22 protein-coding genes are annotated in these 22793 nt (G+C 67.1%); 16 read left to right on the plus strand and 6 right to left on the minus strand.

Annotated elements, in window-relative coordinates; genetic code table 11:
* The first annotated feature begins 25 nt into the window (after nucleotides 1–25).
* The 6 genes from hydA (at nucleotide 26) to TSB10P1A_RS22505 (ending at nucleotide 5891) form a co-directional block, all read left to right on the plus strand.
* Nucleotides 26–1483 carry a dihydropyrimidinase gene (gene hydA / locus TSB10P1A_RS22480; protein ID WP_186390203.1) on the plus strand — a complete coding sequence of 486 codons (1458 nt, stop codon included), beginning with the start codon at nucleotides 26–28 and terminating at the stop codon, nucleotides 1481–1483.
* Nucleotides 1484–1491: 8 nt separating this feature from the next.
* Nucleotides 1492–1878 carry a hypothetical protein gene (locus TSB10P1A_RS22485; RefSeq protein WP_186390204.1) on the plus strand — a complete coding sequence of 129 codons (387 nt, stop codon included), beginning with the start codon at nucleotides 1492–1494 and terminating at the stop codon, nucleotides 1876–1878.
* Between the two features lie 121 nt (nucleotides 1879–1999).
* Nucleotides 2000–2791, plus strand: a complete 792-nt coding sequence (locus TSB10P1A_RS22490; protein ID WP_186390205.1) for an ABC transporter ATP-binding protein — start codon at nucleotides 2000–2002, stop codon at nucleotides 2789–2791.
* A 43-nt stretch (nucleotides 2792–2834) separates the two neighbouring features.
* Nucleotides 2835–3704 (plus strand): ABC transporter permease, encoded by an 870-nt coding sequence (locus TSB10P1A_RS22495; protein WP_244293219.1) that lies wholly within the window; start codon nucleotides 2835–2837, stop codon nucleotides 3702–3704.
* Nucleotides 3701–4879, plus strand: a complete 1179-nt coding sequence (locus tag TSB10P1A_RS22500; RefSeq protein ID WP_244293217.1) for an ABC transporter permease — start codon at nucleotides 3701–3703, stop codon at nucleotides 4877–4879. Before TSB10P1A_RS22495 ends, TSB10P1A_RS22500 begins: the two co-directional genes overlap by 4 nt.
* A 34-nt stretch (nucleotides 4880–4913) precedes the next feature.
* On the plus strand, nucleotides 4914–5891 hold the full coding sequence (locus tag TSB10P1A_RS22505; RefSeq protein WP_186390207.1) for an ABC transporter substrate-binding protein: 978 nt from the start codon (nucleotides 4914–4916) through the stop codon (nucleotides 5889–5891).
* A gap of 144 nt (nucleotides 5892–6035) precedes the next feature.
* On the opposite strand, the gene glpD is transcribed toward TSB10P1A_RS22505, so the two are convergent.
* Together glpD and TSB10P1A_RS22515 are read right to left on the minus strand one after the other, a co-directional pair.
* On the minus strand, nucleotides 6036–7589 hold the full coding sequence (gene glpD / locus TSB10P1A_RS22510; protein WP_186390208.1) for a glycerol-3-phosphate dehydrogenase: 1554 nt from the start codon (nucleotides 7587–7589) through the stop codon (nucleotides 6036–6038).
* On the minus strand, nucleotides 7586–8410 hold the full coding sequence (locus TSB10P1A_RS22515) for a DeoR/GlpR family DNA-binding transcription regulator (RefSeq protein WP_186390209.1): 825 nt from the start codon (nucleotides 8408–8410) through the stop codon (nucleotides 7586–7588). The genes glpD and TSB10P1A_RS22515 overlap by 4 nt, the downstream gene beginning before the upstream one ends.
* A gap of 188 nt (nucleotides 8411–8598) precedes the next feature.
* On the opposite strand from TSB10P1A_RS22515, the gene TSB10P1A_RS22520 reads away from it, so the two are divergent.
* From TSB10P1A_RS22520 to TSB10P1A_RS22550, 7 genes are all read left to right on the plus strand, one after another.
* Complete coding sequence (locus TSB10P1A_RS22520) at nucleotides 8599–10335, plus strand: ABC transporter substrate-binding protein (protein WP_186390210.1); 1737 nt, start codon at nucleotides 8599–8601, stop codon at nucleotides 10333–10335.
* 268 nt (nucleotides 10336–10603) lie between these two features.
* Nucleotides 10604–11683, plus strand: coding sequence for an ABC transporter ATP-binding protein (locus tag TSB10P1A_RS22525; protein ID WP_186390211.1), 1080 nt, complete (start codon nucleotides 10604–10606; stop codon nucleotides 11681–11683).
* A 9-nt stretch (nucleotides 11684–11692) separates the two neighbouring features.
* Nucleotides 11693–12769, plus strand: coding sequence for an ABC transporter ATP-binding protein (locus TSB10P1A_RS22530; RefSeq protein WP_186390212.1), 1077 nt, complete (start codon nucleotides 11693–11695; stop codon nucleotides 12767–12769).
* An 11-nt stretch (nucleotides 12770–12780) separates the two neighbouring features.
* On the plus strand, nucleotides 12781–13644 hold the full coding sequence (locus tag TSB10P1A_RS22535) for a carbohydrate ABC transporter permease (protein ID WP_186390213.1): 864 nt from the start codon (nucleotides 12781–12783) through the stop codon (nucleotides 13642–13644).
* Nucleotides 13645–13656: 12 nt separating this feature from the next.
* Complete coding sequence (locus TSB10P1A_RS22540; protein WP_186390214.1) at nucleotides 13657–14457, plus strand: carbohydrate ABC transporter permease; 801 nt, start codon at nucleotides 13657–13659, stop codon at nucleotides 14455–14457.
* 24 nt (nucleotides 14458–14481) lie between these two features.
* On the plus strand, nucleotides 14482–14763 hold the full coding sequence (locus tag TSB10P1A_RS22545; RefSeq protein ID WP_186390215.1) for a DUF2160 domain-containing protein: 282 nt from the start codon (nucleotides 14482–14484) through the stop codon (nucleotides 14761–14763).
* Nucleotides 14764–14916: 153 nt separating this feature from the next.
* Nucleotides 14917–15306, plus strand: a complete 390-nt coding sequence (locus tag TSB10P1A_RS22550) for a Rap1a/Tai family immunity protein (protein ID WP_186390216.1) — start codon at nucleotides 14917–14919, stop codon at nucleotides 15304–15306.
* A 106-nt stretch (nucleotides 15307–15412) separates the two neighbouring features.
* Here TSB10P1A_RS22550 and hemA read toward each other — a convergent pair whose 3' ends face one another.
* The gene (gene hemA / locus TSB10P1A_RS22555) at nucleotides 15413–16633 is read right to left on the minus strand and encodes a 5-aminolevulinate synthase (RefSeq protein WP_186390217.1); all 1221 of its coding nucleotides are present in this window, start codon (nucleotides 16631–16633) and stop codon (nucleotides 15413–15415) included.
* Between the two features lie 343 nt (nucleotides 16634–16976).
* Here hemA and trpS point away from each other — a divergent pair, with 343 nt between their 5' ends.
* Together trpS and TSB10P1A_RS22565 are read left to right on the plus strand one after the other, a co-directional pair.
* The gene (trpS, locus tag TSB10P1A_RS22560; RefSeq protein ID WP_186390218.1) at nucleotides 16977–18053 is read left to right on the plus strand and encodes a tryptophan--tRNA ligase; all 1077 of its coding nucleotides are present in this window, start codon (nucleotides 16977–16979) and stop codon (nucleotides 18051–18053) included.
* A gap of 175 nt (nucleotides 18054–18228) precedes the next feature.
* The gene (locus TSB10P1A_RS22565; RefSeq protein ID WP_186390219.1) at nucleotides 18229–18726 is read left to right on the plus strand and encodes an MmcB family DNA repair protein; all 498 of its coding nucleotides are present in this window, start codon (nucleotides 18229–18231) and stop codon (nucleotides 18724–18726) included.
* A gap of 46 nt (nucleotides 18727–18772) precedes the next feature.
* Here the strand turns inward: TSB10P1A_RS22565 and TSB10P1A_RS22570 are convergent, their stop codons facing one another.
* Both TSB10P1A_RS22570 and TSB10P1A_RS22575 read right to left on the minus strand, forming a co-directional pair.
* Nucleotides 18773–19327 carry an ActR/PrrA/RegA family redox response regulator transcription factor gene (locus TSB10P1A_RS22570; protein ID WP_186390220.1) on the minus strand — a complete coding sequence of 185 codons (555 nt, stop codon included), beginning with the start codon at nucleotides 19325–19327 and terminating at the stop codon, nucleotides 18773–18775.
* A 75-nt stretch (nucleotides 19328–19402) separates the two neighbouring features.
* The gene (locus TSB10P1A_RS22575) at nucleotides 19403–20776 is read right to left on the minus strand and encodes an ActS/PrrB/RegB family redox-sensitive histidine kinase (RefSeq protein ID WP_186390221.1); all 1374 of its coding nucleotides are present in this window, start codon (nucleotides 20774–20776) and stop codon (nucleotides 19403–19405) included.
* Nucleotides 20777–21086: 310 nt separating this feature from the next.
* Here TSB10P1A_RS22575 and secB point away from each other — a divergent pair, with 310 nt between their 5' ends.
* On the plus strand, nucleotides 21087–21578 hold the full coding sequence (gene secB, locus TSB10P1A_RS22580) for a protein-export chaperone SecB (protein ID WP_186390222.1): 492 nt from the start codon (nucleotides 21087–21089) through the stop codon (nucleotides 21576–21578).
* 99 nt (nucleotides 21579–21677) lie between these two features.
* Here the strand turns inward: secB and TSB10P1A_RS22585 are convergent, their stop codons facing one another.
* Nucleotides 21678–22070: a DUF2852 domain-containing protein gene (locus TSB10P1A_RS22585; RefSeq protein WP_244293220.1), complete on the minus strand. Its 393-nt coding sequence runs from the start codon at nucleotides 22068–22070 to the stop codon at nucleotides 21678–21680.
* Between the last annotated feature and the right edge of the window lie 723 nt (nucleotides 22071–22793).

The raw sequence follows: 22793 nt of genomic DNA on the forward strand, positions 1-22793 counted from the left end.
CGACAGACGAGATTGGGGAACGGCGATGGCGAGCAAAGTGATCAAGGGCGGAACGGTCGTCACGGCCGATCTCACCTACCGCGCGGATGTGAAAATCGACGGCGGCAGGATCGTCGAGATCGGGCCGGACCTTTCCGGCGACGAGGTGCTCGACGCGACCGGCTGCTACGTGATGCCGGGCGGCATCGACCCGCATGTGCACCTGGAAATGCCCTTCATGGGCACCTATTCCGCCGACAATTTCGAGAGCGGCACGCGCGCCGCGCTTGCCGGCGGCACCACCATGGTGGTGGATTTCTGCCTGCCTTCGCCCGGCCAGTCGCTGCTGGAAGCGCTGACCATGTGGGACAACAAGTCGACCAGGGCCAATTGCGACTACTCCTTCCACATGGCGATCACCTGGTGGGGCGAGCAGGTGTTCAACGACATGGAAGCGGTGGTGCGCGACAAGGGCATCAACAGCTTCAAGCATTTCATGGCCTACAAGGGCGCGCTGATGGTGGACGACGACGAGATGTTCGCCTCGTTCCAGCGCTGCGCCGAGCTCGGCGCCCTGCCGATGGTGCATGCGGAAAACGGCGACGTGGTCGCCCAGTTGCAGGCCAGGCTGATGGCCGAGGGCAATGACGGGCCGGAAGCCCATGCCTATTCGCGCCCGGCAGAGGTGGAAGGCGAGGCGACCAACCGCGCCATCATGATCGCCGACATGGCCGGCGTGCCGCTCTATGTGGTGCACACGTCCTGCGAACAGGCGCATGAGGCGATCCGCCGGGCCAAGCAGAACGGCATCCGCTGCTATGGCGAGCCGCTGATCCAGCACCTGACGCTGGACGAGAGCGAGTATCGCCATCCCGACTGGGACCATGCGGCGCGCCGGGTGATGTCGCCGCCCTTCCGCGACAAGAAGCACCAGGACAGCCTGTGGGCCGGCCTGCAGGCGGGCACGCTGCAGGTGGTGGCGACCGACCACTGCGCCTTTACCACGGAGCAGAAGCGCACCGGGCTCGGCGACTTCACCAAGATCCCCAACGGCACCGGCGGGCTCGAGGACCGCTTGCCGATGCTGTGGACCCATGGCGTCGCCACCGGCCGGCTGACCATGAACGAATTCGTCGCCGTGACCTCGACCAACATCGCCAAGATCCTCAACATGTACCCGAAGAAGGGGGCGATCCTGGTCGGCGCCGATGCCGACCTGGTGGTCTGGGATCCGCAGAAGGAAAAGACGATTTCCGCCGCGACCCAGCAGTCGGCCATCGACTACAACGTGTTCGAGGGCAAAAAGGTGAAGGGCCTGCCGCGCTTCACGCTGACCCGCGGCGAGGTCGCCATCGAGGACGGTGCGATCAAGACGCGCGAGGGGCACGGCAAGTTTGTCGCCCGCCCGCCGTTCCAGGCGGTCAACGCGGCGCTGTCGACCTGGAAGGAACTGACCTCGCCGCGCAAGGTGGAGCGCTCGGGCATTCCTGCAAGCGGCGTTTAAGGAGCGACATGACCATCCGGTTGCTGCCCTTTCTGGCTCTGCTCCTTGCCGGCGCGCCGGCCGTCGCCGACACGACGGCGATCGACGGGCGCTACGGCGATGCGGAGGGCTGCGCTCTGATGGCCGCGGGGGCGGCCGAGGGGGGAGCGGTGACGGGGCCCGACTTCTTCTTCCTGATGGACGACGAGGGCATTTCCACCGCCGTCTCCTATTGCGCCTTTTCGCCGGAGCGGCGGATGCGGGCGGACGGCCTGGAAATCCTCGCGCAGTGCCACGAGGAAGGCGAGGAGGAGGTGACGCCCTTCACCCTCACCCTGCGGCGGGAGGGCGAGGGCTATCTCGTCGCCTTTCCCGACGGGATGACATGGGGACCGTTGATGCGCTGCGCGCCATGACCCGGACGGGCGGGTGCGGGGCGATGGGCACGGATCGAGATGGATGCAGGGAGCCGCAAGTCCGGTCATGATCGCGACAGATGCAAGCAAGGACGCCGCAAGGGCGACAGGGGACGCAAGGATGACCGGGCCGGAGCGCAGCGTGATCGACATCGAGAACCTGTCGCTGACCTTCGAGACCAATGACGGTCCGGTGCATGCCCTGTCGGACATCGATCTTTCGATCGGCGAGGGCGATTTCGTCTCGCTGATCGGCCCGTCCGGCTGCGGCAAGACCACGCTGTTGCGGGTGATCGCCGATCTGGAGGCGCCGACCGGCGGCACGATCAGCGTCAACGGCATGAGCCCGGAGGAGGCGCGGCTGAAGCGCGCCTATGGCTATGTCTTCCAGGCCGCCGCGCTCTATCCCTGGCGGACCATCGCCGACAACATCGCCCTGCCGCTGGAGATCATGGGTTTTGCGAAGGGAGAGCGCGAGGAGCGCATCCGCCGCAACATGGAGCTGGTGAACCTCTCCGGCTTCGAGCGCAAATATCCCTGGCAACTGTCGGGCGGCATGCAGCAGCGCGCCTCCATCGCCCGCGCGCTGTCCTTCGATCCCGACCTGCTGCTGATGGACGAGCCGTTCGGCGCGCTCGACGAGATCGTTCGCGATCACCTCAACGAGCAATTGCTGAAACTGTGGGCCAAGACCCGCAAGACGGTGGTCTTCGTCACCCATTCGATCCCGGAAGCTGTGTTCCTGTCGACCAGGATCGTGGTGCTGTGCCCGCGTCCGGGCCGCATCTATGACGTGATCGAAAGCGACCTGCCGCGCGAGCGCACGCTCGACATCCGCGAGACGCCGGAATTCCTGAAGATCGCCCACCGGGTGCGCGAGGGGCTGCGGGCGGGGCACAGCTATGACGATTGAGGCCTTGACGGCGCCGCCTTCCCGCTCGCCTTTCGCCGGCCTGATGCAGGGCACCGCCGGGCCGGTGCTGGTGGTCGTCGCGGCGATCATCGCCGTCTGGTATCTGGCGGCGGTGATGCTCAACGCGCCGTTCCAGCGCGACATGTACAAGCGCGGCGGCATTGAGGACGCGCCGCTGGCGCAGCTCGTCGCCGACACGCTGTCGCAGGACCGGCCCGTGCTGCCCGCCCCGCATCAGGTGGCGGTCGAGCTGTGGGACACCACCGCCAACAAGGCGGTGACCTCCAAGCGCAGCCTCGTCTATCACGGCGGCATCACCCTGTCCTCGACCCTGCTCGGCTTCGTGCTCGGCACCGCCCTCGGCATCGGCCTGGCGATCCTGGTCGTGCACAGCCGGGTTCTCGACAAGAGCCTGATGCCCTGGGTGATTTCCTCGCAGACGATCCCGATCCTCGCCATCGCGCCGATGATCATCGTGGTGCTGAACGCCATCGGCATTTCCGGCCTGCTGCCGAAGGCAATGATCTCGACCTATCTCTCGTTCTTTCCGGTGACGGTCGGCATGGTGAAGGGCCTGCGCTCGCCCGAGGCGATCCAGATGGACCTGATGAAGACCTATTCGGCCTCGCCCGCCCAGGCGCTGTGGAAGCTGCGCCTGCCCTCGGCGATGCCCTATCTCTTCGCCTCGATGAAGGTCGGCGTTGCCGCAAGCCTTGTCGGCGCCATCGTCGGCGAACTGCCGACCGGTGCGGTCGCCGGCCTCGGCGCCCGCCTGCTGTCGGGCTCCTATTACGGCCAGACGGTGCAGATCTGGTCGGCGCTGATCGCCGCCGCCGTGCTGGCGGCAACGCTCGTGGCGCTGATCGGCGTCGCCGAGCGGTTGGCGCTGAAGCGCATGGGGATGCGGCGATGAGCGCGCGGGAGGGGACGACCCCCGCACCGGCGCCGCGGCCGCACCGGCTCGGCGCGGTGAGAACCGTGCTGGCCTCGCTGGCGCTCGCCCTCGCCCTGGTCGCGACGATGATGCCGGTGATCGCCTCCGACACGATGGCGCTCGGGCTGCTTGCCTTTCCGCTGCTGGCGGCAATGGTGCTTGCCGCGGTGATCGTGCTGGCGCCCTATCGCCTGTGCCTGCTGCGCGGGCCGCGGGCCGCCGGCCTGCTCGCGGCCGTTTCCTATGCCATGGCCTTCGTGCTGATCTCGCTGATCGCCGCCCATCCGGGCCAGGCGGGATCCGGCTTCTGGGCCCTTGTCGTCGTCGCCTGGGCCATCGCCTGGCTGTCGGTGGAGGAAATGGCCGGACTGAAGCCCCGGCAGCCGCTGTGGGGCCGCGCCATCGCGCTCGCCATCCCGCTGACCTTCGGCGCCTGGCTGCTGATCCTGTGGCAGGTGCTGGTGGTCGGCTTTGCCGTGCCCAAGGTGCTGCTGCCGCCGCCCTCCGACATCTGGGTGCGGCTCATCGCCTCGCCCGAGGTGCTGTGGGCCGATTTCCGCCAGACCTTCCTGAAGGGGGTTCTCATCGGCTATGCCCTGGGCTGCGGCGCCGGCTTCCTGGTCGCCATCCTGGTCGACCGGGTGCCGTTCCTGCGGCGCGGCCTGCTGCCGATCGGCAATCTCGTCTCGGCCCTGCCGATCATCGGCGTCGCCCCGATCATGGTCATGTGGTTCGGCTTCGACTGGCCGTCCAAGGCGGCGGTCGTCGTCATCATGACCTTCTTCCCGATGCTGGTGAACACGGTCACGGGGCTTGCCGCCGCCGACCGCATGCAGCTCGACCTGATGCACACTTACGCGGCAAACTATCCGCAGACGCTGCTCAAGATGCGGCTGCCGATGGCCATGCCCTTCGTTTTCAATGCCCTGAAAATCAACTCGACGCTGGCGCTGATCGGGGCCATTGTTGCCGAATTCTTCGGCACGCCGATCGTCGGCATGGGCTTCCGCATCTCCACCGAGGTGGGGCGGATGAACATCGACATGGTCTGGGCTTCGATCGCCGTCGCCGCGCTTGCGGGGTCGCTGTTCTACGGCTTGGTGACCCTCGCGGAGCGGGCGGTCACGTTTTGGCATCCGTCAGTCCGGCGATAACGGGCGGCGGCTGCATCACCAGAGGGAGCAGGAAATGAGGAAGACTTTGCTAGCCGCCGCCGCGTTTGCCTTGGCATTCGGTCCCGCGCAGGCGGCCGACGACGTCACGCTGCAGCTCAAATGGGTCACGCAGGGCCAGTTCGCCGGCTATTACGTCGCCAAGGACAAGGGCTTCTACGAGGAAGAGGGGCTCAACGTCACGATCAAGCCGGGCGGGCCGGACATCGCCCCGCCGCAGGTGATCGCCGGCGGCGGCGCCGACGTGATCATCGACTGGATGCCGGCGGCGCTCGCCAGCCGCGAGCGCGGCGTGCCGCTGGTCAACATCGCCCAGCCGTTCAAGGCGTCGGGCATGATGCTGACCTGCCTGAAGGAGACCGGCATCACCAAGCCGGAGGATTTCCGCGGCCGCACGCTCGGCGTCTGGTTCTTCGGCAACGAGTATCCGTTCCTGTCCTGGATGAGCAAGCTCGGCATCCCGACCGATGGCGGGCCGAACGGCGTCACCGTGCTGAAGCAGGGCTTCAATGTGGATCCGCTGCTGCAGAAGCAGGCCGACTGCATCTCGACCATGACCTACAACGAATACTGGCAGGTGATCGACGCCGGCATCGCGGAAAGCGATCTCGTGGTCTTCAAGTATGAGGAGCAGGGCGTCGCGACGCTGGAGGACGGGCTCTATGTGATGGAGGACAAGCTCTCCGACCCGGCCTTCGTCGACAAGATGGCCCGCTTCGTCCGCGCCACCATGAAGGGCTGGGACTATGCCCGCGAGAACCCGGACGAGGCGGCGGAGATCGTGCTGGAGAATGACGCCACCGGCGCCCAGACCGAGAACCACCAGAAGCGCATGGTCCGCGAGATCAACAAGCTGACGGACGGTTCCGACGGCCGGCTGGACATGGAAGACTACCAGCGTACGGTCAACACGCTGCTGAGCGGCGGTTCCGACCCGGTGATCACCAAGGAGCCGGTCGGCGCGACCACCACCGTGGTGACCGACCAGCTCTGATTGATCGGCTCTGCTCCTCGGTCCTGTTTTTCGGGACAGGCGCATTCCTCGCAAGAAAAGACCGCCGGACGGGCCTCCCGTCCGGCGGTTTGCGTTTCGGTGCAAGCCTTGGCTTCAGGCGCCCCGGCTTCAGGCGCCCTGGCTTCAGGCGCCCTGGCTGCGTTCGGCCGGGGCGGCGGTGTCGAGGCGCCCGGCCATCCAGGCCTCCAGCGCCTGCGCCTGTTCTGCGGAGACCCGCAGGCCCAGCTTGCTGCGCCGCCACAGCACGTCCTCGGCGCGCCGCGCCCATTCGTGCTGCATCAGATAGGCGACCTCGCGGCCGTAGAGATCGGCGCCGAAATGCGGTCCGAGGTCGTCGATCGAGGTCGCGCCGGCCAGCAGGTCGCGCGCCCTGGTGCCGTAGCTGCGGGCGAGGCGGGCAATGAGCGGGCGCGGCAGGAAGGCGAAGTCGCGTGCAAGAGCGGCTTCGAGGTCGGCAAGCCCGGTGGTCGGGAAGTCGCCGCCCGGCAGCAAGGCCGTCGCCGTCCAGTCCGGTCCCTTGGCGCCGAGCGCCTTCTCGATCATCTCCAGCACGGAGAGGGCCAGGCGCCGATAGGTGGTGATCTTGCCGCCGAAAATGTTGATCAATGCCGCGCCGTCGCGGCGCCCGCCCTCGTCGAGCTTCAGGACATAGTCGCGGGTCGCCTCCTGCGCCTTGGAGGCGCCGTCGTCGAACAGCGGCCGCACGCCCGAATAGGTCCACACCACGTCGCCGCGGGTGATCGGCTTGCGGAAATACTCGCTCGCCGCCTCGGTCAGGTAGACGATCTCCTCCTCCGTCGCCGCGACGTCGGCCGGATCGCCCTCGTAGTCGCGGTCGGTGGTGCCGATCAGGGTGAAATCCTGCTCGTAGGGAATGGCGAAGACGATGCGCCCGTCGCCGTTCTGGAAGATATAGGCGCGGTCGTGGTCGAACAGCTTGCGCACCACGATATGGCTGCCCTGCACCAGCCGGACATTGTGGGTGTCGTTGCGCTTCAACGCGCCCTTCAGCACCCGGTCGACCCAGGGCCCGGCGGCGTTGACGGCGAGGCGGGCGGTGACGGAGCGGGTCGCACCGCTTTCCCGGTCCTTGAGGGTGGCGCGCCAGATGTCGCCCTCGCGCTCCAGCGCCACCACCTCGGTGCGGGTGTGGACCTGAGCCCCCCGGTCGGCGGCGTCGCGGGCGTTGAGCACCACCAGGCGGGCATCGTCCACCCAGCAGTCGGAATATTCGAAGCCGGTGCCGAACCCGTCCTTCAGCGGCCTGCCGGCCGGGTCGCTTGCAAGGTTCAGCGTCCGGGTTGCCGGCAGCAGCTTGCGGCCCCCCAGATGGTCGTAGAGGAACAGGCCGAGGCGCAGCATCCAGCGTGGCCGCAGGCCCTTCTGGTGCGGCAGCACGAAGCGCATCGGCCGGATGATGTGCGGTGCGTTGGCCCACAGGAGTTCGCGCTCGCTGAGCGCCTCGCGCACCAGGCGGAACTCGTAATGCTCCAGGTAGCGCAATCCGCCATGGATCAGCTTGGTCGACCAGGACGAGGTGCCGCTGGCGAGATCGTTCATCTCGGCAAGGCAGACCGAATAGCCCCGCCCGACCGCGTCGCGGGCGATGCCGCAGCCGTTGATGCCGCCGCCGATGACCAGGATGTCGAACTCCGCCGCTTGCGTCGCTGCAGTCATTTCCTGTGGCCTCCCCGGCCGTCCTCGGGCTCCGCGCCGCCGGCGTCGGGGTCCCCGTCTCCGGCGATCTCGACGCGCACGCCATGCTCGCGGCAGATCTCCATCACCGGCTCGGGCGGGGCCTTGTCGGTGACGAAGATGTCGATCTGCGACATGTGGGCGATGCGCACCGGAGCGCTGCGCTCGAATTTCATGTTGTCGGCGACGAGGATCGTCTGCCGCGCATGGGTGATGATCTCGCGGGCGACGCGCACCTCGCGGAAGTCGTAGTCGAAGATCGTCCCGTCCGGATCGATCGCCGAGGCGCCGATCAGCGCGTAGTCGACCTTGAACTGGCGGATGAAGTCGGCCGCCGCCTCGCCGACGATGCCCCCGTCCGAGGCGCGCACCTGGCCGCCGGCGATGATCACCTCGACGGCCGGCGCCGCCCGCAGGATGTTGGCGACGTTGATGTTGTTGGTGATCGCCATGATGCCGTCATGCTGGCGCAGGGCCCTGGCCACCTGTTCGGTGGTGGTGCCGATGTTCAGCATGATCGAGGCATTGTCGGGAATGAGGCTGGCGGCGCGCAGGCCGATCCGCCGCTTCTCCTCGGCCGCGAGCTGGCGCCTTGCGTCATAGGCGTAGTTGGCGATGCCCGAGGGCAGCACGGCGCCGCCATGCACGCGCTGCAGCATGCCGCGCTCGCACAGTTCATTGAGGTCCTTGCGGATGGTCTGCGGCGTGACGTCGAAGTCCGCCGCAAGCCCATCCACATCGACCCGTCCGGCGCGTCGCGCGCGGTCGAGAATCTCGCTCTGCCGGGGGGTTACGGGCTCCATGGGTGATCTTTCGTTTTTTTTCGATATGGCGCGGGTCTTAGGCGGGTCTCGTTCGCACCTGCAACATTCTGTCGGAAGCAGACAAATTTTGCCTCTTGAGAGCAAGGAATGGCAAGTCGATTTTCGAGTTGACGTTCATTTTTTTTCGTTTGATAGTCATATTGCAGACGTGCAAGGGAGGACTGCACATGAGATACAAGATGCTGACGGCTGTTGCGGCCGTCGCGCTGATGGCTGGCGCGGGTTCGGCTTTCGCCGGTCCCGAAGAGGCGTTGCGCTGGATCGAGACCGAGTTCCAGCCCTCCGCCCTGACCAAGGACCAGCAGATCGAGGAAATGAACTGGTTCATCAAGGCGGCCGAACCGTTCCGCGGGATGGAGATCAACGTGCTGTCGGAAGGTATTCCGACACACGAGTATGAATCGAGGGTTCTTGCGAAAGCCTTCGAGGAAATCACCGGCATCAAGGTCAACCACCAGATCCTGGGCGAGGGCGAGGTCGTCCAGGCGGTGCAGACCCAGATGCAGACCAATCGCAATCTCTACGATGCCTATGTCAACGATTCCGACCTGATCGGCACGCATTCGCGCCTGCAGCAGGCCGTGAACCTGACCGAATGGATGGCCGGCGAGGCCAAGGACGTCACCCTGCCGACGCTCGATCTCGGCGACTTCATGGGTCTTGCCTTCACCACCGGCCCGGACGGCGATCTCTACCAGCTCCCGGACCAGCAGTTCGCCAATCTCTACTGGTTCCGCAAGGACTGGTTCGACCGCGAGGACCTGCAGGCCCGGTTCAAGGAGAAATACGGCTACGATCTCGGCGTGCCGATCAACTGGTCGGCCTATGAGGACATCGCCGAGTTCTTCTCCGTGGACGTCAAGGAGATCGACGGCGTCCGCATCTACGGCCATATGGACTACGGCAAGCGCGCGCCCGATCTCGGCTGGCGCATGACCGACGCCTGGCTGTCGATGGCCGGTGCCGGCTCGCCCGGCCTGCCCAACGGCCGTCCCATCGACGAATGGGGCATCCGCATGGAGGAAGGCTCGTGCAACCCGTCGGGTGCGTCGGTCGCCCGCGGCGGCGCGACCAACGGTCCGGCCGCCGTCTACGCCATCGCCAAGTGGGACGAGTGGCTGCGCAAATACGCGCCTCCGGGTGCGGCCGACTACGACTTCTACCAGTCGCTGCCGGCGCTCAGCCAGGGCAATGTCGCCCAGCAGATCTTCTGGTACACGGCCTTCCTGGCCGAGATGGTCAAGTCCAAGGCCGAGGGCAACAACACGGTCGACGACGAGGGCATGCCGCTGTGGCGCGCCGCTCCGAGCCCGCATGGTCCCTATTGGGAAGAGGGCATGAAGGTCGGCTATCAGGACGTCGGTTCCTGGACGATCCTGAAGTCGACGCCGACCGACCGCGCCAAGGCGGCCTGGCTCTATGCCCAGTTCGTCGTCTCCAAGACCGTCGACCTGAAGAAGAGCCATGTCGGTCTCACCTTCATCCGCGACAGCTCGATCCGGCATGAGTCCTTCTCCGAGCGTGCGTCGAAGCTCGGCGGCGTGGTCGAGTTCTACCGCTCGCCCGAGCGGGACAAGTGGACGCCGACCGGCATCAACGTGCCGGACTATCCCAAGCTCGCCCAGTTGTGGTGGCAGCAGATCGGCGACGTGAACTCGGGTGCGTTCACGCCGCAGGAGGCCATGGACCGTCTCGCCGACGAGATGGACACGATCATGATCCGCATGCAGCGTGCCGACGAGGCCAACAACACCTATGGCGGCTGCGGCCCGCGCATCAACGAGCCGAAGGACCCGTCCGAGTGGATCGGCAAGGGCGGCGCCAAGGCCAAGCTCGACAACGAGAAGCCGCAGGGCGAGACCGTCAACTACGACGAACTGGTCAAGCGCTGGGCAGAGAACTGAGCCTTTCGGCTCACGCGAGCGGCGGTCCGGGACAGGTCCCGGGCCGCCTGCCCGGCACCGGTCGCGGATGCGGGAAGTCCGGGCCTCCCGGCATGGTCGCGGGCCGCGGCCACGTCCAGCCAGGGCGCGCCCTGCCGGGACACGCCGCGCGGGGACCGAGAACCGCGGGCAAGCGGAGCGCCGGCACGGCCGGACCTCTCCCGGACCCTGCCCGGACCCCGCCGGACCCGAGAGACTGCCCATCGACCCTTGCATGAAGGCGACCGAGATGTCCCTTGAATTGAGGCGCGTGAGCCTGCGCGTCGGTGCCGAGACGCATATTCACCCGACCGATCTCGTCTGCGAGCCCGGCAGTTTCAACGTCCTGCTCGGCACGACGCTGGCCGGCAAGACCACCTTGATGAAGCTGATGGCGGGCCTCGAGCGGCCGACCTCCGGCGAGGTTCACTTCGGCGGCCGCGACGTCACCGGCGTGTCGGTGCGCAACCGCAACGTCTCGATGGTCTACCAGCAGTTCATCAACTACCCGAACATGTCGGTCTACGAGAACATCGCCTCGCCGCTCAAGGTGGCGCGGCTGCCGGACGACGAGATCAAGCGTCGGGTCGGCACCTTCGCCGAGCTGCTGCGGCTGACGCCGATGCTCGGCCGGCGGCCGTCCGAACTTTCCGGCGGCCAGCAGCAGCGCACGGCGATGGCGCGGGCGCTGGTCAAGGACGCCGATCTGGTGCTGCTCGACGAGCCGCTCGCCAATCTCGACTTCAAGCTGCGCGAGGAGCTGCGCGACGAACTGCCCCGCCTCTTCGCCAATCGCGACTGCATCGTCGTCTATGCGACGACCGAGCCGGTCGAGGCGCTGCTGTTCGGCGGGCATACCGCCTGCCTGTTCGAGGGCCGGGTGGTGCAGTTCGGCCCGACGGGCGAGGTCTATCGCAGCCCGCTCGACCTCACCAGCGCCCAGGTCTTCTCCGATCCGCCGATCAACACGGCGCAGGTGACCAAGGCGGGCGGCGACTTCCGCCTGGCCGACGGCGGCAGCTTCCCGGTGCCGGCCGGCCATGCCGGCCTCGCCGACGGGGCCTATACGCTGGGGGTGCGCCCGCATCACGTCAGCCCCGCCCCGGAGGGCGCCCAGCCGGTGGCCATCGAGGGCGACGTGCTGGTGACCGAACTCTCCGGCTCGGAGAGCATCATCCATTTCACCTTCCACGAGCGGACCTGGGTGTCGCAGGCGCATGGCATCCATCCCTTCGAGGTCGGCACGCGGCAGCGGCTCTATGCCGACATGTCGAAGGCGCTGGTCTTCGACGGCGCCGGCCGGCGCATCGCCGGCCAGTCCACGACCTAGGAGAACGACATGGCACGAATCGTACTCGACGCCCTGCGACATGCCTACGGTCCGGCACCGGCCTCCGACGGCGACTGGGCGCTGAAGCGCCTCGACCTGGAATGGGAGGATGGCGGCGCCTATGCGCTGCTCGGCCCGTCGGGCTGCGGCAAGACCACGCTGCTGTCGATCATTTCCGGCCTGCTGCGGCCGACGGAAGGGCGGGTGCTGTTCGACGGCGAGGACGTCACCGCCCTGCCGCCGGACCGCCGGCATATCGCCCAGGTGTTCCAGTTCCCGGTCGTCTACGACACGATGACCGTCTACGACAATCTCGCCTTCCCGCTGCGCAACCGCGGCGTCGCCGAGCCAGAGGTCGATGCCAGGGTGCGCGAGATCGCCGGCATGATCGACCTCACCCACATGCTCGGCCGGCGCGCCGCCGGGCTGACCGCCGACGGCAAGCAGAAGATCTCGCTCGGCCGCGGCCTGGTGCGCTCGGACGTCAACGCGATCATGTTCGACGAGCCGCTGACGGTGATCGATCCGCATCTGAAATGGCAGCTCCGCTCCAAGCTCAAGGAGCTGCACCAGCGGGTGCGCACGACGATGATCTACGTCACCCACGACCAGACCGAGGCGCTGACCTTCGCCGACAAGGTGGTGGTGATGAACCAGGGCGAGGTGGTGCAGATCGGCACGCCGGTCGAGCTGTTCGAGCGGCCGCAGCACACGTTTGTCGGTCACTTCATCGGCTCGCCGGGCATGAACGTGCTGCCCTGCGAGATCGCCGGCGGCAAGGCCGTGGTCGCCGGCACGCCCGTTGCCGACTGCCCGCCGGCCGCCGCGACCGGCAGCGGCCGGCTGGAGGTGGGCGTGCGGCCGGAATTCGTCCGCTTCGCACCGGAGGGCGGCGGCGAGGGACTGCCGGCCCGCGTCGTCAAGGTCAGCGATGCCGGCCGCTTCAGCATCGTCGAGGCGCAGGCGCAGGGGCACAGGGTCAAGCTGCTGGTGCCCGAAGGGGTCGCGATCCCGGGCGAAAGCGCCCTGCTGCGCTTCGATCCGGACCGCACCGCGGTCTATCGCGACGGCTGGATCGTGAACTGAGGGAAGGCGAGATGAACAAGACGCATGACAACAGGGCGTGGTTCTTCGTCCTTCCGGTGGTGGCGCTGGTTGCCTTCAACGCCATCATTCCGCTGATGACCGTCGTCAACTATTCCGTCCAGGAAACGTTCGGCGACAACGTGTTCTTCTGGGCCGGCGTCACCTGGTTCGAGCAGGTGCTGCAGTCGCAGCGGTTTCACAACGCGCTCGGCCGGCAGTTGATCTTCACCTTCACCATCCTCGCCATCGAGATCCCGCTCGGCGTCGCCATCGCGCTCGCCATGCCGCGCAAGGGGCCGTGGGTGCCGGTCTGCCTGGTGCTGATGGCGCTGCCGCTGCTCATTCCGTGGAATGTGGTCGGCGCCATGTGGAACATCTTCGCCCTGCCCGATATCGGCCTGCTCGGCCGCAGCCTCAACGCGCTCGGCTTCAACTACAATTTCACCCGCCAGCCGGGCGATGCCTGGTTCACGCTGATCCTGATGGATGTCTGGCACTGGACGTCGCTGGTGGTGCTGCTCGCCTATGCCGGTCTCGTCTCGATCCCCGACGCCTATTACCAGGCCGCCAGGATCGACGGGGCCAGCTCGTTTGCCATCTTCCGTTACATCCAGTTGCCGAAGATGAAGCGGGTGCTGACCATCGCCGTGCTGCTGCGCTTCATGGACAGTTTCATGATCTACACGGAACTGTCGGTGCTGACGGGCGGGGGACCCGGCAACGCGACGACGCTGCTGTCGATCGACCTCGTCAAGATCGCCCTCGGCCAGTTCGACCTCGGCCCGGCGGCGGCGATGTCGCTGATCTACTTCCTGATCATCCTGTTGCTGAGCTGGGTGTTCTACACCCTGATGATGCGCAACGAGCAGCAGTGAGGAGGCTCACCGATGAACAAGACCAAGGCTCTCGTCCCGATCCTCTACATCATCTTCCTGATGCTGCCGATCTACTGGCTCGTCAACATGTCGTTCAAGACGACGAACGAAATTCTGGGCAGTTTCACGCTGTTCCCCCGAGATTTCACCGTGGAGAACTACGTCAAGATTCTCACCGATCCGACCTGGTACATGGGCTATGTCAACTCGCTGATCTATGTGCTGATCAACACGGCGATCTCGGTGACGGTCGCCCTGCCGGCCGCCTATGCCTTCTCGCGCTACCGGTTCCTCGGCGACAAGCACCTGTTCTTCTGGCTGCTGACCAACCGCATGGCGCCGCCGGCCGTCTTCGCGCTGCCCTTCTTTCAGCTCTATTCGGCGATCGGCCTGTTCGACACGCCGATCGCGGTGGCGCTGGCGCATACGCTGTTCAACATCCCGCTGGCGGTCTGGATTCTGGAGGGCTTCATGTCGGGCGTGCCGAAGGAGCTGGACGAGACCGCCTATGTCGACGGCCACTCCTTCTGGTCGTTCTTCCTGAAGATCTTCGTGCCGACCATCGCCGCCGGCATCGGCGTCGCTGCCTTCTTCTGCTTCATGTTCTCCTGGGTGGAACTGCTGCTGGCCAAGACGCTGACCTCGGTCGCCGCCAAGCCGATCGCCGCGACCATGACCCGAACGGCGAGCACATCGGGCTACGAACTCGGCCTGCTGGCGGCGGCCGGAACGCTGACCATCATTCCGGGGGCCTTCGTCATCTATTTCGTCCGCAACTACATCGCCAAGGGCTTCGCGCTCGGCCGGGTGTAGCGGCAGGCCAAGGGGAGACACGTCATGGGATTGAGCTGGATGGCCTGGACCGGGCCGACCGCCGCCTTCTTCATCTTCATCGGCCTGTGCTTCGTCGCCATGTCCGTCTGGGAATATGTCTCGCCCGGCGGCGGGCCGCGGCACGGCGTTCTCGGACTGGACACAACGCGCGGCGACCGGCTGTTCATCTCGCTGCTCGGCAGCGCCTTCATCTTCCTGGCCTGGCTCGGACTGGTCGGCCCCGACCTGTGGGTGCCGCTGGCGATCGCCGTGGCCTATGCGGTGGCGGTGTTCCGCTGGGTGTGACGAGCGGTCCTCGCCGCGCCTCTTGTCCTTCGATCCGACTCGCCGGATGATTGCCCAATGGCAACCGGCAAAGCGCGAGCGAGAATGGAAGGCGGCCTGATCGCGGTGGCAGGGACAGCCCGCATCCGCCCGTCAGGGGGAGGCGGTTCCGCCATGACGGCGCTGCGCGCCAGGGCGGCAGCCGTTGCCGGCGCCTGTCTTTGCAGCCTCGCGGGGGCCTTGGCCACCGCCGCGCCGGGGTCGGCGGAGGGCTGGCAGAGCGCGAGCCAGATCGCCACCATCTGCAAGGCCGACCCCGAAACCAGCCCGGTCGCCGTGACCTTCTGCCTTGGCTATCTGCAGGGCACGCTCGATGCCTTCCTGCTCGGGCGCGCCAACTGCGTGCCGCCGGGGGTCGATGCCAACGGCTTGCGGCGCATCCTCGTGGAGCATGCGCAGCGGCATCCCGACAGGCTCGCCGCCAGCGGCCCGATGCTGGTCTATGACGCCTTTGCCGAGGCCTGGCCGGCCTGCGCCCACATGCCCCGCTATTCGGCTCGCTGAGACGCGCCGGCGTCCTGCTGAAACGCAAAACGCGCCGGCGAGGCCGGCGCGTTGCGAAGCTGTTGCGGAAGATCGGGCGAAAGACCGGATGGGATGGCCTGTAGGGTCAGGCGACCGCCCGGGCCAGCGCACACTGCGACCACAGCGACTCGATCGAGCGCACCAGATGGTCGATGTCGCCGTCGCTGTGCAGCGGCGAGGGGGTGATGCGCAGCCGCTCCAGCCCCTTCGGCACCGTCGGATAGTTGATCGGCTGGATGTAGATCCCGTAATTGTCGAGCAGGATGTCCGAGATCATCTTGCACTTGACCGGGTCCTTCACCATCACCGGAACGATGTGGCTGGGATTGGGCATGTGCGGGATGCCGGCGGCATCGAGCTTGCGCCGCAGCGTCGCCACCCGGTTGCGGTGGCGGGTGCGCAACACCTCGCCCTCAGCCGACTTGAGGTACTGGATCGAGGCGCGGGCACCGGCCGCCAGTGCCGGCGGCAGCGCGGTGGTGAAGATGAAGCCGGAGGCGAAGGAGCGGACGAAGTCGCACAGCGCCTCGGAGGCGGCGATATAGCCGCCCATCACGCCGAACGCCTTGCCGAGCGTGCCCTCGATCACCGTCAGCCGGTCCATCAGGCCCTCGCGCTCGGCGATGCCGCCGCCGCGCGGACCATACAGGCCGACCGCATGCACCTCGTCGAGATAGGTCATCGCGCCGTATTTCTCGGCGACGTCGCAGATCTCCTTGATCGGCGCGATGTCGCCATCCATCGAATAGACGGATTCGAAGGCGACGAGCTTCGGCCGGCCCGGCTCGATCTCGGCAAGCTGACGCTCCAGGTCGGCGACGTCATTGTGCTTCCAGATCCGCTTTTCGGCGCGCGAATGGCGGATGCCCTCGATCATCGAGGCGTGGTTCAGCGCGTCCGACAGCACCACGCAGCCCGGCAGATGCGAGGCGAGCGTGCCGAGAGCGGCCCAGTTGGACACATAGCCGGAGGTGAACAGCAGGGCCGACTCCTTGCCATGCAGGTCGGCCAGCTCGCGCTCCAGCAGCACGTGATAATGGTTGGTGCCGGAGATGTTGCGGGTGCCGCCGGCACCGGCGCCACAGCGCTCGATCGCCTCGTGCATCGCATCGGTCACGATCGGATGCAGGCCCATGCCGAGATAGTCGTTGGAACACCAGACGGCGACCTCGTGGGAGCCGTCCCGCGTATAGCGGGTCGCCCGGGGGAAATTCCCGGTCTGGCGCTCGAGATCCGCGAAAACCCGGTAACGGCCTTCCTTGTGCAGCCCTTCGATCTTGTGTCGAAAGAAGCTCTCGTAATCCATTCCGGCCTCCGGACCTCTTGCGGGGGTTCTGACGGCAACGATGCGTCGATTCATACGAGGTTTCAAATGCTCGCAAATTAGTCTTATTCCAGTCTATAGCCGATCGATCCGCCTGCGTGAATTGGGAATATGCCGAATGGGCGTTTCGACGCAGGCAGCGCCGGATGCGCGGCGTTGCGCGTCCGCCAAAGGGCGCCGGGAAAGCGCGCCGCCCCCTCGCCTTGCCGCTTGCACCGCGCCCCCGCCTTCGCCATAACCCGCAGGCGCGCGCCGGCACCGGCCGCGCCCGCATCCCGATCAACCGGAGGTCCAAACTCCGAGGCCCAAACTGGGGGACAATCAGTTGAGTGAGTTCCAGCCGCGCGTTTTCTCCGGCGTCCAGCCGACCGGCAACCTGCATCTTGGCAATTATCTTGGCGCCATCGCCCGTTTCGTGCCGCTGCAGGACGAGATGCCGGCGATCTATTGCGTCGTCGACCTGCACGCGATCACCGTCAAGCACGATCCGGCGTTGCTCGCCGGAACGACGCGCGAGGTGACTGCCGCCTATCTCGCCGCAGGCATCGACCCGAAGAAGGCGATCATCTTCAACCAGAGCCAGGTCCGCGAGCATGCGGAGCTTGCCTGGCTGTTCAACTGCATCGCGCGCATCGGCTGGCTGAGCCGCATGACCCAGTTCAAGGAGAAGGCCGGCAAGAACCGGGAGAACGCCTCGGTCGGCCTCTTTGCCTATCCGACGCTGATGGCCGCCGACATCCTCGCCTATCGGGCGACGCATGTGCCGGTGGGCGACGACCAGAAGCAGCATCTGGAGCTGACCCGCGACATCGCCCAGAAGTTCAACAACGACTTCGCCGAGCGGATCAAGGAACTGGGTCTCGGCATCGCCAACCCGACGCCGAGCCCGGAACTGCCGGACGAACTGTTCTTCCCGCTGACCGAGCCGATGATCGCAGGTCCCGCGACCCGCATCATGAGTCTGCGCGACGGCACCAAGAAGATGTCGAAGTCGGACCCGTCCGACCTGTCGCGCATCAACCTGCGCGATTCGGCCGACGAGATCGCCAAGAAGATCCGCAAGGCCAAGACCGATCCGGAGCCGCTCCCCAGCGAGATGGACGGCCTTGCCGAGCGCCCCGAGGCGGCCAACCTGGTCGGCATCTATGCGGCGCTCTCCGGCAAGTCCAAGGACGCGGTGCTGTCGGACTTCGCCGGCCAGCCCTTCTCGGTGTTCAAGCCGGCGCTGGCCGATCTGGCGGTCGACAAGCTGGCGCCGATGACCGGCGAGATGAACCGGCTGCTCGCCGATCCCGGCCATATCGACGCGGTGCTGCGCGACGGCGCCGGCCGGGCCTCGGAGATCGCCGGCCCGGTGCTGCGCGATGCCCGCCGCATCATGGGCTTCCTGGAAGGGCGCTGAGCCGGCAGCGGCTGGATCTCGTCTCCATATATCCTCGGGGGCCGCGGGCACTGTCCGCGGCCCTTTTTGCGTCCATCGACCGCCCCGTCGCCGGAGCGCCGGCAACGGGCTTGTCTTTCCCGGCTGTCTGGGGCTAGTGTTCGGGTCGAACAAAAGAGGAACGGGATTGAGGCAGATGAGCGGACAGCGCATCCAGCTCGACCAGCCGCTGGTCGACGGCCGGCAGTCGGAAACGGCCTTGCGGGTCTGGCGCGGCGCGGCGCGCCTGTTGCGGCAGTTGCGCTTTGCCTGCATCGGCGAGTTGACGCTGGCATCGGGCCGGCGCGCCGACATCGCCGCCGTCGGCCCGAAGGGCGAGATCTGGATCGTCGAGGTGAAGTCGTCGCTGGCGGATCTGCGCGCCGACAGCAAGTGGCCGGACTACCGCCTGCATTGCGATCGGCTGTTCTTCGCCACCCATGCGGAGGTGCCGGCGGACGTCTTTCCGCAAGACGCCGGCCTGATCCTGTCCGACGGCTTTGCCGCCGAGATCCTGCGCCCGGCGCCCGAACACCGTCTGCCGGCGGCGACCCGCAAGGCGGTGCTTCTGCGCTTCGCGCAGTCCGCCGCGCTGCGGCTGCACGACCTGCACGATCCCGACGCCCGGGCCGCGACCGGCTATGACCTGATCTGAGGCCCGGTCTGCTTTGCCGGTCTGCTCTGGAAGTCCGGCGCGGAGGTCAGCGCGGCGCGCGCTTGGCGAGGATCCGCTGCAGCGTGCGGCGATGCATGTTGAGCCGGCGCGCGGTTTCCGACACGTTGCGGTCGCACAATTCGTAGACCCGCTGGATATGCTCCCAGCGCACCCGGTCGGCGGACATCGGGTTCTCCGGCGGCGGCGCCTTCTCCTCGCCCTCCGACAGCAGGGCGGCGAGCACGTCGTCCGCATCCGCGGGCTTGGCCAGATAGTCGACGGCGCCGAGCTTCACCGCGGTCACCGCTGTCGCGATATTGCCGTAGCCGGTGAGGATCACCACCCGGGCCTCCGGCTTGCGGGCGCGGATCGCCTCGACCACGTCGAGGCCGCTGCCGTCCTCCAGCCGCATGTCGACCACCGCATAGTCCGGCGCCAGGCTCTGCAGCGCCTCCAGCGCCTCGCGCACGCTGTCGGCGGTCACGGTGGTGAAGCCGCGCTTTTCCATCGCCCGCGCCAGCCGTTGCTGGAACGGGCGGTCGTCGTCGACGATAAGCAGATTGCCCCGTGCGACGGTGTCCGCCCCTGACTGTTCACTCATCCCATCGTCCCGTTCATTCTGCCGCCCCGAATCTCGCCGACGGACCTGTTTTGTCCTTTATAAGTGCGTTTCCGCTCAGGGCAAATCGGCCTGCCTCGCCGGCTCCGCCCCGGCCTCGGCCCGCCAGGGCGAGCGGCCGTCGCGCGGCCAGGCGATGCGCACCACCGCCCCGTGCTCCGGCGGCGGCCGGTTGCGCAGGCGCAGCTCCGCGCCGGTGCGCTCCAGCAGCGTCTTGGCGATGAAGAAGCCGAGGCCGAGCCCGCCGCCGGTCTGGCCCTGCCCCGGCCGGCCGTCCCGCGCCCCGCGCGCGGTCACATAAGGCTCGCCGAGCCGCGACATCACATCGGGCGTGAAGCCGTGACCGTCGTCGGCGATTTCCAGCAGGACCTGGCTGTCGTTCCAGCGGGCGGTGACCGTCACCGTGCTGTCGGCGAAGTCGACGGCGTTTTCCAGCAGGTTGCCGAGCCCGTAATGGATCGCCGGATTGCGATGGGCGACGGGCTCCCCGCCCTCGCCCTGCACGTCGATGCGGATCCGCGCGCCGGCCGCGCGGGCCGGCTCGGCCACCTGGTCGAGCAGATGCGACAGCTTCTCTCCGCGGAAGTGCTGGTCGCGGTCGTCGGACAGCGAGGACAGTTTCGACAGGATCTCGCGGCAGCGCTCGGCCTGGGACAGGATCAGCGCCATCTCCTCCCGGAGCATCTCGGGAGAGGGAATGTCCCTTTCATTGGCGAGATCGCGCGCCAGTTCCTTGGCCGACAGATAGACCGTGGCGAGCGGCGTGCCGAGCTCATGGGCGGCGGCGGCGGCCAGCCCGTCGAGCGCGTGCAGGTGCTGCTCGCGCGCCAGCACCAGCTCGCTGGCCATCAGCGCATCGGACAATTGCCGGGCCTCCTCCGCGACGCGGAAGGCATAGATGCTCATGAAGGTCAGCGAACAGACCAGGGCGATCCACACGCCGATCGCATAGACGGGCGGCAGGCGGAACGTCTGACCCTCCGGCCAGGGCAGCGGCAGGTGAACGGCGGCGATCAGCGTGGCGATGGCGGCGGCAAGCAGGCCGAGATAGAGCGTGTTGCGGGCCGACAGGCCGGCGGCCGAGACCATCACCGGGGCCAGCAGCAGGAAGGCGAAGGGATTGCCGAGGCCGCCGGTGAGATAAAGCAGGCCGCCGAGCTGCATCAGGTCATAGGCCAGTTGCAGGGCGGCGGAGCGTTCCGACAGGCGCTGCGACTGCGGCGAGCGGACCTTGAGGAAGATGTTGAGCCAGGCCGAGGCGGCGACCAGCGCCGCGCAGAGCGACAGGGGCAGCGGATAGGCCAGATAGAAATGCACGACGACGAGGGCGGCGGTCTGCCCGCCGATGGCGAGCCAGCGCAGGCGCACCAAGGTGTCGAGCTTCAGCCGCCGGTGCGGGGAGCCGAGTTCGGGTCTGTCGGTATCGTCCATATGATCCTTCTGGCGTGATCCTTGGAGCGATCGCTCCGGGACGGGGCAAGGTCTGGATGCCTGTTGTGGCGCGCCGCCGGTGCCGCGTCAAATACGGGAGACCCCGCTCCCGCCGCTGCTTCCCGCTGGCGTGCGGGCCGCGGCGCTCCGATCGCGGCGGCGGCCAATCAGCCCTTGGCAGCGCGGCCCTGCCATGCTAGCCGATGCTGCGAGTTTGCGCGCCGGGCCTTTGCAGCGACGGGGGACGGCCGCGCCGGAATGTGCCGGACCTTGCCGGCATGGGATGTCATCGAGACAGGATAGCTGACGCATGAGCGACACGAACGACGCGGCCGCTGGCCAGGGCAACGAGGCCGGCGCTGTACCGGGCATGAGCATTCTCGCCCAGTACATCAAGGATCTCTCCTTCGAGAACCCCAACGCGCCGGGATCGCTGCAGCCGCAGGAGCAGCCCAAGCTCGATATCAACGTCAATGTCGGCGCCCAGCCGATGGGCGAGAACCAGTTCGAGGTGGTGCTGACGCTGACCGCCACGGCCAGGACCTCGGCGATGACCGTCTTCGCCATCGAGCTGGTCTATGGCGGCCTGTTCCGCATCGTCGGCGTGCCGGAGGAGCACCTGCACCCCTTCGTGCTGATCGAGTGCCCGCGCATGCTGTTCCCCTTCGCCCGCAACATCCTGGCGGAGGCCTCGCGCAATGGCGGCTTCCCGCCCTTGATGCTCGACCCGATCGATTTCGCCGCCCTCTATCGCCAGAACGCCGCCCAGGCGCAGGCCCAGGCGGCACAGAAGCCGAACTGACGCGCCAGCGCGCCTCTTGCGGCAAGGATACGAAAAAGCCCCGGAGCTTGGTGCTCCGGGGCTTTTTTCGTGTTCGGCGGTGTCGGCCGACCGGCGGCGTTACGCCTCCGGTGCCCCTGTCCCTGCCCCTGTCCCGGCGCCCGGCGATGCCGGGCCGCGGCCGCGATCGGCCATGAAGCGGTCGAACTCTTCCTGGTCGCGGGCCCGGCGCAGCTCCCGCAGGAACGCGTCGAACTCGGCGCGCATCTCGTCGATGCGGGCGCGCTCTTCCTCGAGCCGCTTCAACTCGCGGGCACGGTAGTCGTCGAAGGCGGCGTTGCCGGTCGGGTGCACGCCGGAAAAGCCGCGCCCGGACGACAGGCCCTGGGCGAGGGGGCTGGCGTTCCACTGCTCGCGCGCATCGTGTGCAAGACCGGGAAGCCGGTCGCCCCACAGGATATAGGCCAGCATCGCCAGGCCGAGCGGCCAGAAGACGACGAAGCCGAGCACCATCAGGCCGATCGTCACCGGCGACCAGCCGGGACGGATCGCCGGACGGCAGGTAGCCCCCGCGCGGCCGCCAGCCGGGCCACTGGCATGGGTTGCGGTTCCGTAGCTCATCTACACTCCTCTCCTGTTCGAGAACGAGTTTGATGTGGGAACGCACGCCCCCCTGTTCAAGGAAATCCCTATTCATGAAACCCGCGCGGCGCTGGCCGCGAGCGGCTCCCGAGGCGCCAGCGAGGCGGCGATCAGATGCCGCGCAGCGTCCCCGCCTTACGAGGGGAGATCGGCGGGCGACAAGGGCGGCGAGACGGGAGAGGCCCGCAACAGCGAGGGCAAGACCTGCAAGACTGGCCGCGGACTGCGACGGGGGGATGACGGATCCAGGCCGATTTCCCGCAAATCGGCGCCTTGCGGTGGGCTCGAGCGCGGCGCCAGGCGGCCGGTGTCGGCGTCCCCTCTCTCCTGTGCATATTGTTATGTAATTGATATTGTTTTGGTTTGTTGGTTTGTTGGGTATGTTTTCCCCAAGTGGGGTTGGGGGTTTGGATTGGTTTTTGGGTTTGGTTTGATTTTTTTTGGTGAGGTGGGTTGACGGTGTTGGGGGGTGGTGAGTATATAGCTCCCACAACGACGGCGCCGCCGGGGTTCACCGGCGGCTTTGACTGTCGCTATCACCTGATACGAACTGACATGGGGTTGCGCCCTTCGGGGTGCCAGGATTTCTTGTCG

It is taken from the genome of Stappia sp. TSB10P1A, from assembly GCF_900185725.1.
Taxonomy (GTDB): Bacteria; Pseudomonadota; Alphaproteobacteria; order Rhizobiales; family Stappiaceae; genus Stappia.

What these genes read in the sequence shown, in the direction of transcription:
- secB (WP_186390222.1), top strand. Translation starts at nt 21,087, where the DNA reads ATGAGCGACACGAACGACGCGGCCGCTGGCCAGGGCAACGAGGCCGGC.
- TSB10P1A_RS22565 (WP_186390219.1), top strand. Translation starts at nt 18,229, where the DNA reads ATGAGCGGACAGCGCATCCAGCTCGACCAGCCGCTGGTCGACGGCCGG.
- TSB10P1A_RS22575 (WP_186390221.1), bottom strand. Translation starts at nt 20,776, where the DNA reads ATGGACGATACCGACAGACCCGAACTCGGCTCCCCGCACCGGCGGCTG.
- TSB10P1A_RS22485 (WP_186390204.1), top strand. Translation starts at nt 1,492, where the DNA reads ATGACCATCCGGTTGCTGCCCTTTCTGGCTCTGCTCCTTGCCGGCGCG.
- TSB10P1A_RS22505 (WP_186390207.1), top strand. Translation starts at nt 4,914, where the DNA reads ATGAGGAAGACTTTGCTAGCCGCCGCCGCGTTTGCCTTGGCATTCGGT.
- TSB10P1A_RS22490 (WP_186390205.1), top strand. Translation starts at nt 2,000, where the DNA reads ATGACCGGGCCGGAGCGCAGCGTGATCGACATCGAGAACCTGTCGCTG.
- TSB10P1A_RS22495 (WP_244293219.1), top strand. Translation starts at nt 2,835, where the DNA reads ATGCAGGGCACCGCCGGGCCGGTGCTGGTGGTCGTCGCGGCGATCATC.
- glpD (WP_186390208.1), bottom strand. Translation starts at nt 7,589, where the DNA reads ATGACTGCAGCGACGCAAGCGGCGGAGTTCGACATCCTGGTCATCGGC.
- TSB10P1A_RS22515 (WP_186390209.1), bottom strand. Translation starts at nt 8,410, where the DNA reads ATGGAGCCCGTAACCCCCCGGCAGAGCGAGATTCTCGACCGCGCGCGA.
- TSB10P1A_RS22545 (WP_186390215.1), top strand. Translation starts at nt 14,482, where the DNA reads ATGGGATTGAGCTGGATGGCCTGGACCGGGCCGACCGCCGCCTTCTTC.
- TSB10P1A_RS22530 (WP_186390212.1), top strand. Translation starts at nt 11,693, where the DNA reads ATGGCACGAATCGTACTCGACGCCCTGCGACATGCCTACGGTCCGGCA.
- TSB10P1A_RS22570 (WP_186390220.1), bottom strand. Translation starts at nt 19,327, where the DNA reads ATGAGTGAACAGTCAGGGGCGGACACCGTCGCACGGGGCAATCTGCTT.
- TSB10P1A_RS22535 (WP_186390213.1), top strand. Translation starts at nt 12,781, where the DNA reads ATGAACAAGACGCATGACAACAGGGCGTGGTTCTTCGTCCTTCCGGTG.
- TSB10P1A_RS22540 (WP_186390214.1), top strand. Translation starts at nt 13,657, where the DNA reads ATGAACAAGACCAAGGCTCTCGTCCCGATCCTCTACATCATCTTCCTG.
- TSB10P1A_RS22500 (WP_244293217.1), top strand. Translation starts at nt 3,701, where the DNA reads ATGAGCGCGCGGGAGGGGACGACCCCCGCACCGGCGCCGCGGCCGCAC.
- hydA (WP_186390203.1), top strand. Translation starts at nt 26, where the DNA reads ATGGCGAGCAAAGTGATCAAGGGCGGAACGGTCGTCACGGCCGATCTC.
- TSB10P1A_RS22550 (WP_186390216.1), top strand. Translation starts at nt 14,917, where the DNA reads ATGACGGCGCTGCGCGCCAGGGCGGCAGCCGTTGCCGGCGCCTGTCTT.
- TSB10P1A_RS22520 (WP_186390210.1), top strand. Translation starts at nt 8,599, where the DNA reads ATGAGATACAAGATGCTGACGGCTGTTGCGGCCGTCGCGCTGATGGCT.
- TSB10P1A_RS22525 (WP_186390211.1), top strand. Translation starts at nt 10,604, where the DNA reads ATGTCCCTTGAATTGAGGCGCGTGAGCCTGCGCGTCGGTGCCGAGACG.
- hemA (WP_186390217.1), bottom strand. Translation starts at nt 16,633, where the DNA reads ATGGATTACGAGAGCTTCTTTCGACACAAGATCGAAGGGCTGCACAAG.
- TSB10P1A_RS22585 (WP_244293220.1), bottom strand. Translation starts at nt 22,070, where the DNA reads ATGGTGCTCGGCTTCGTCGTCTTCTGGCCGCTCGGCCTGGCGATGCTG.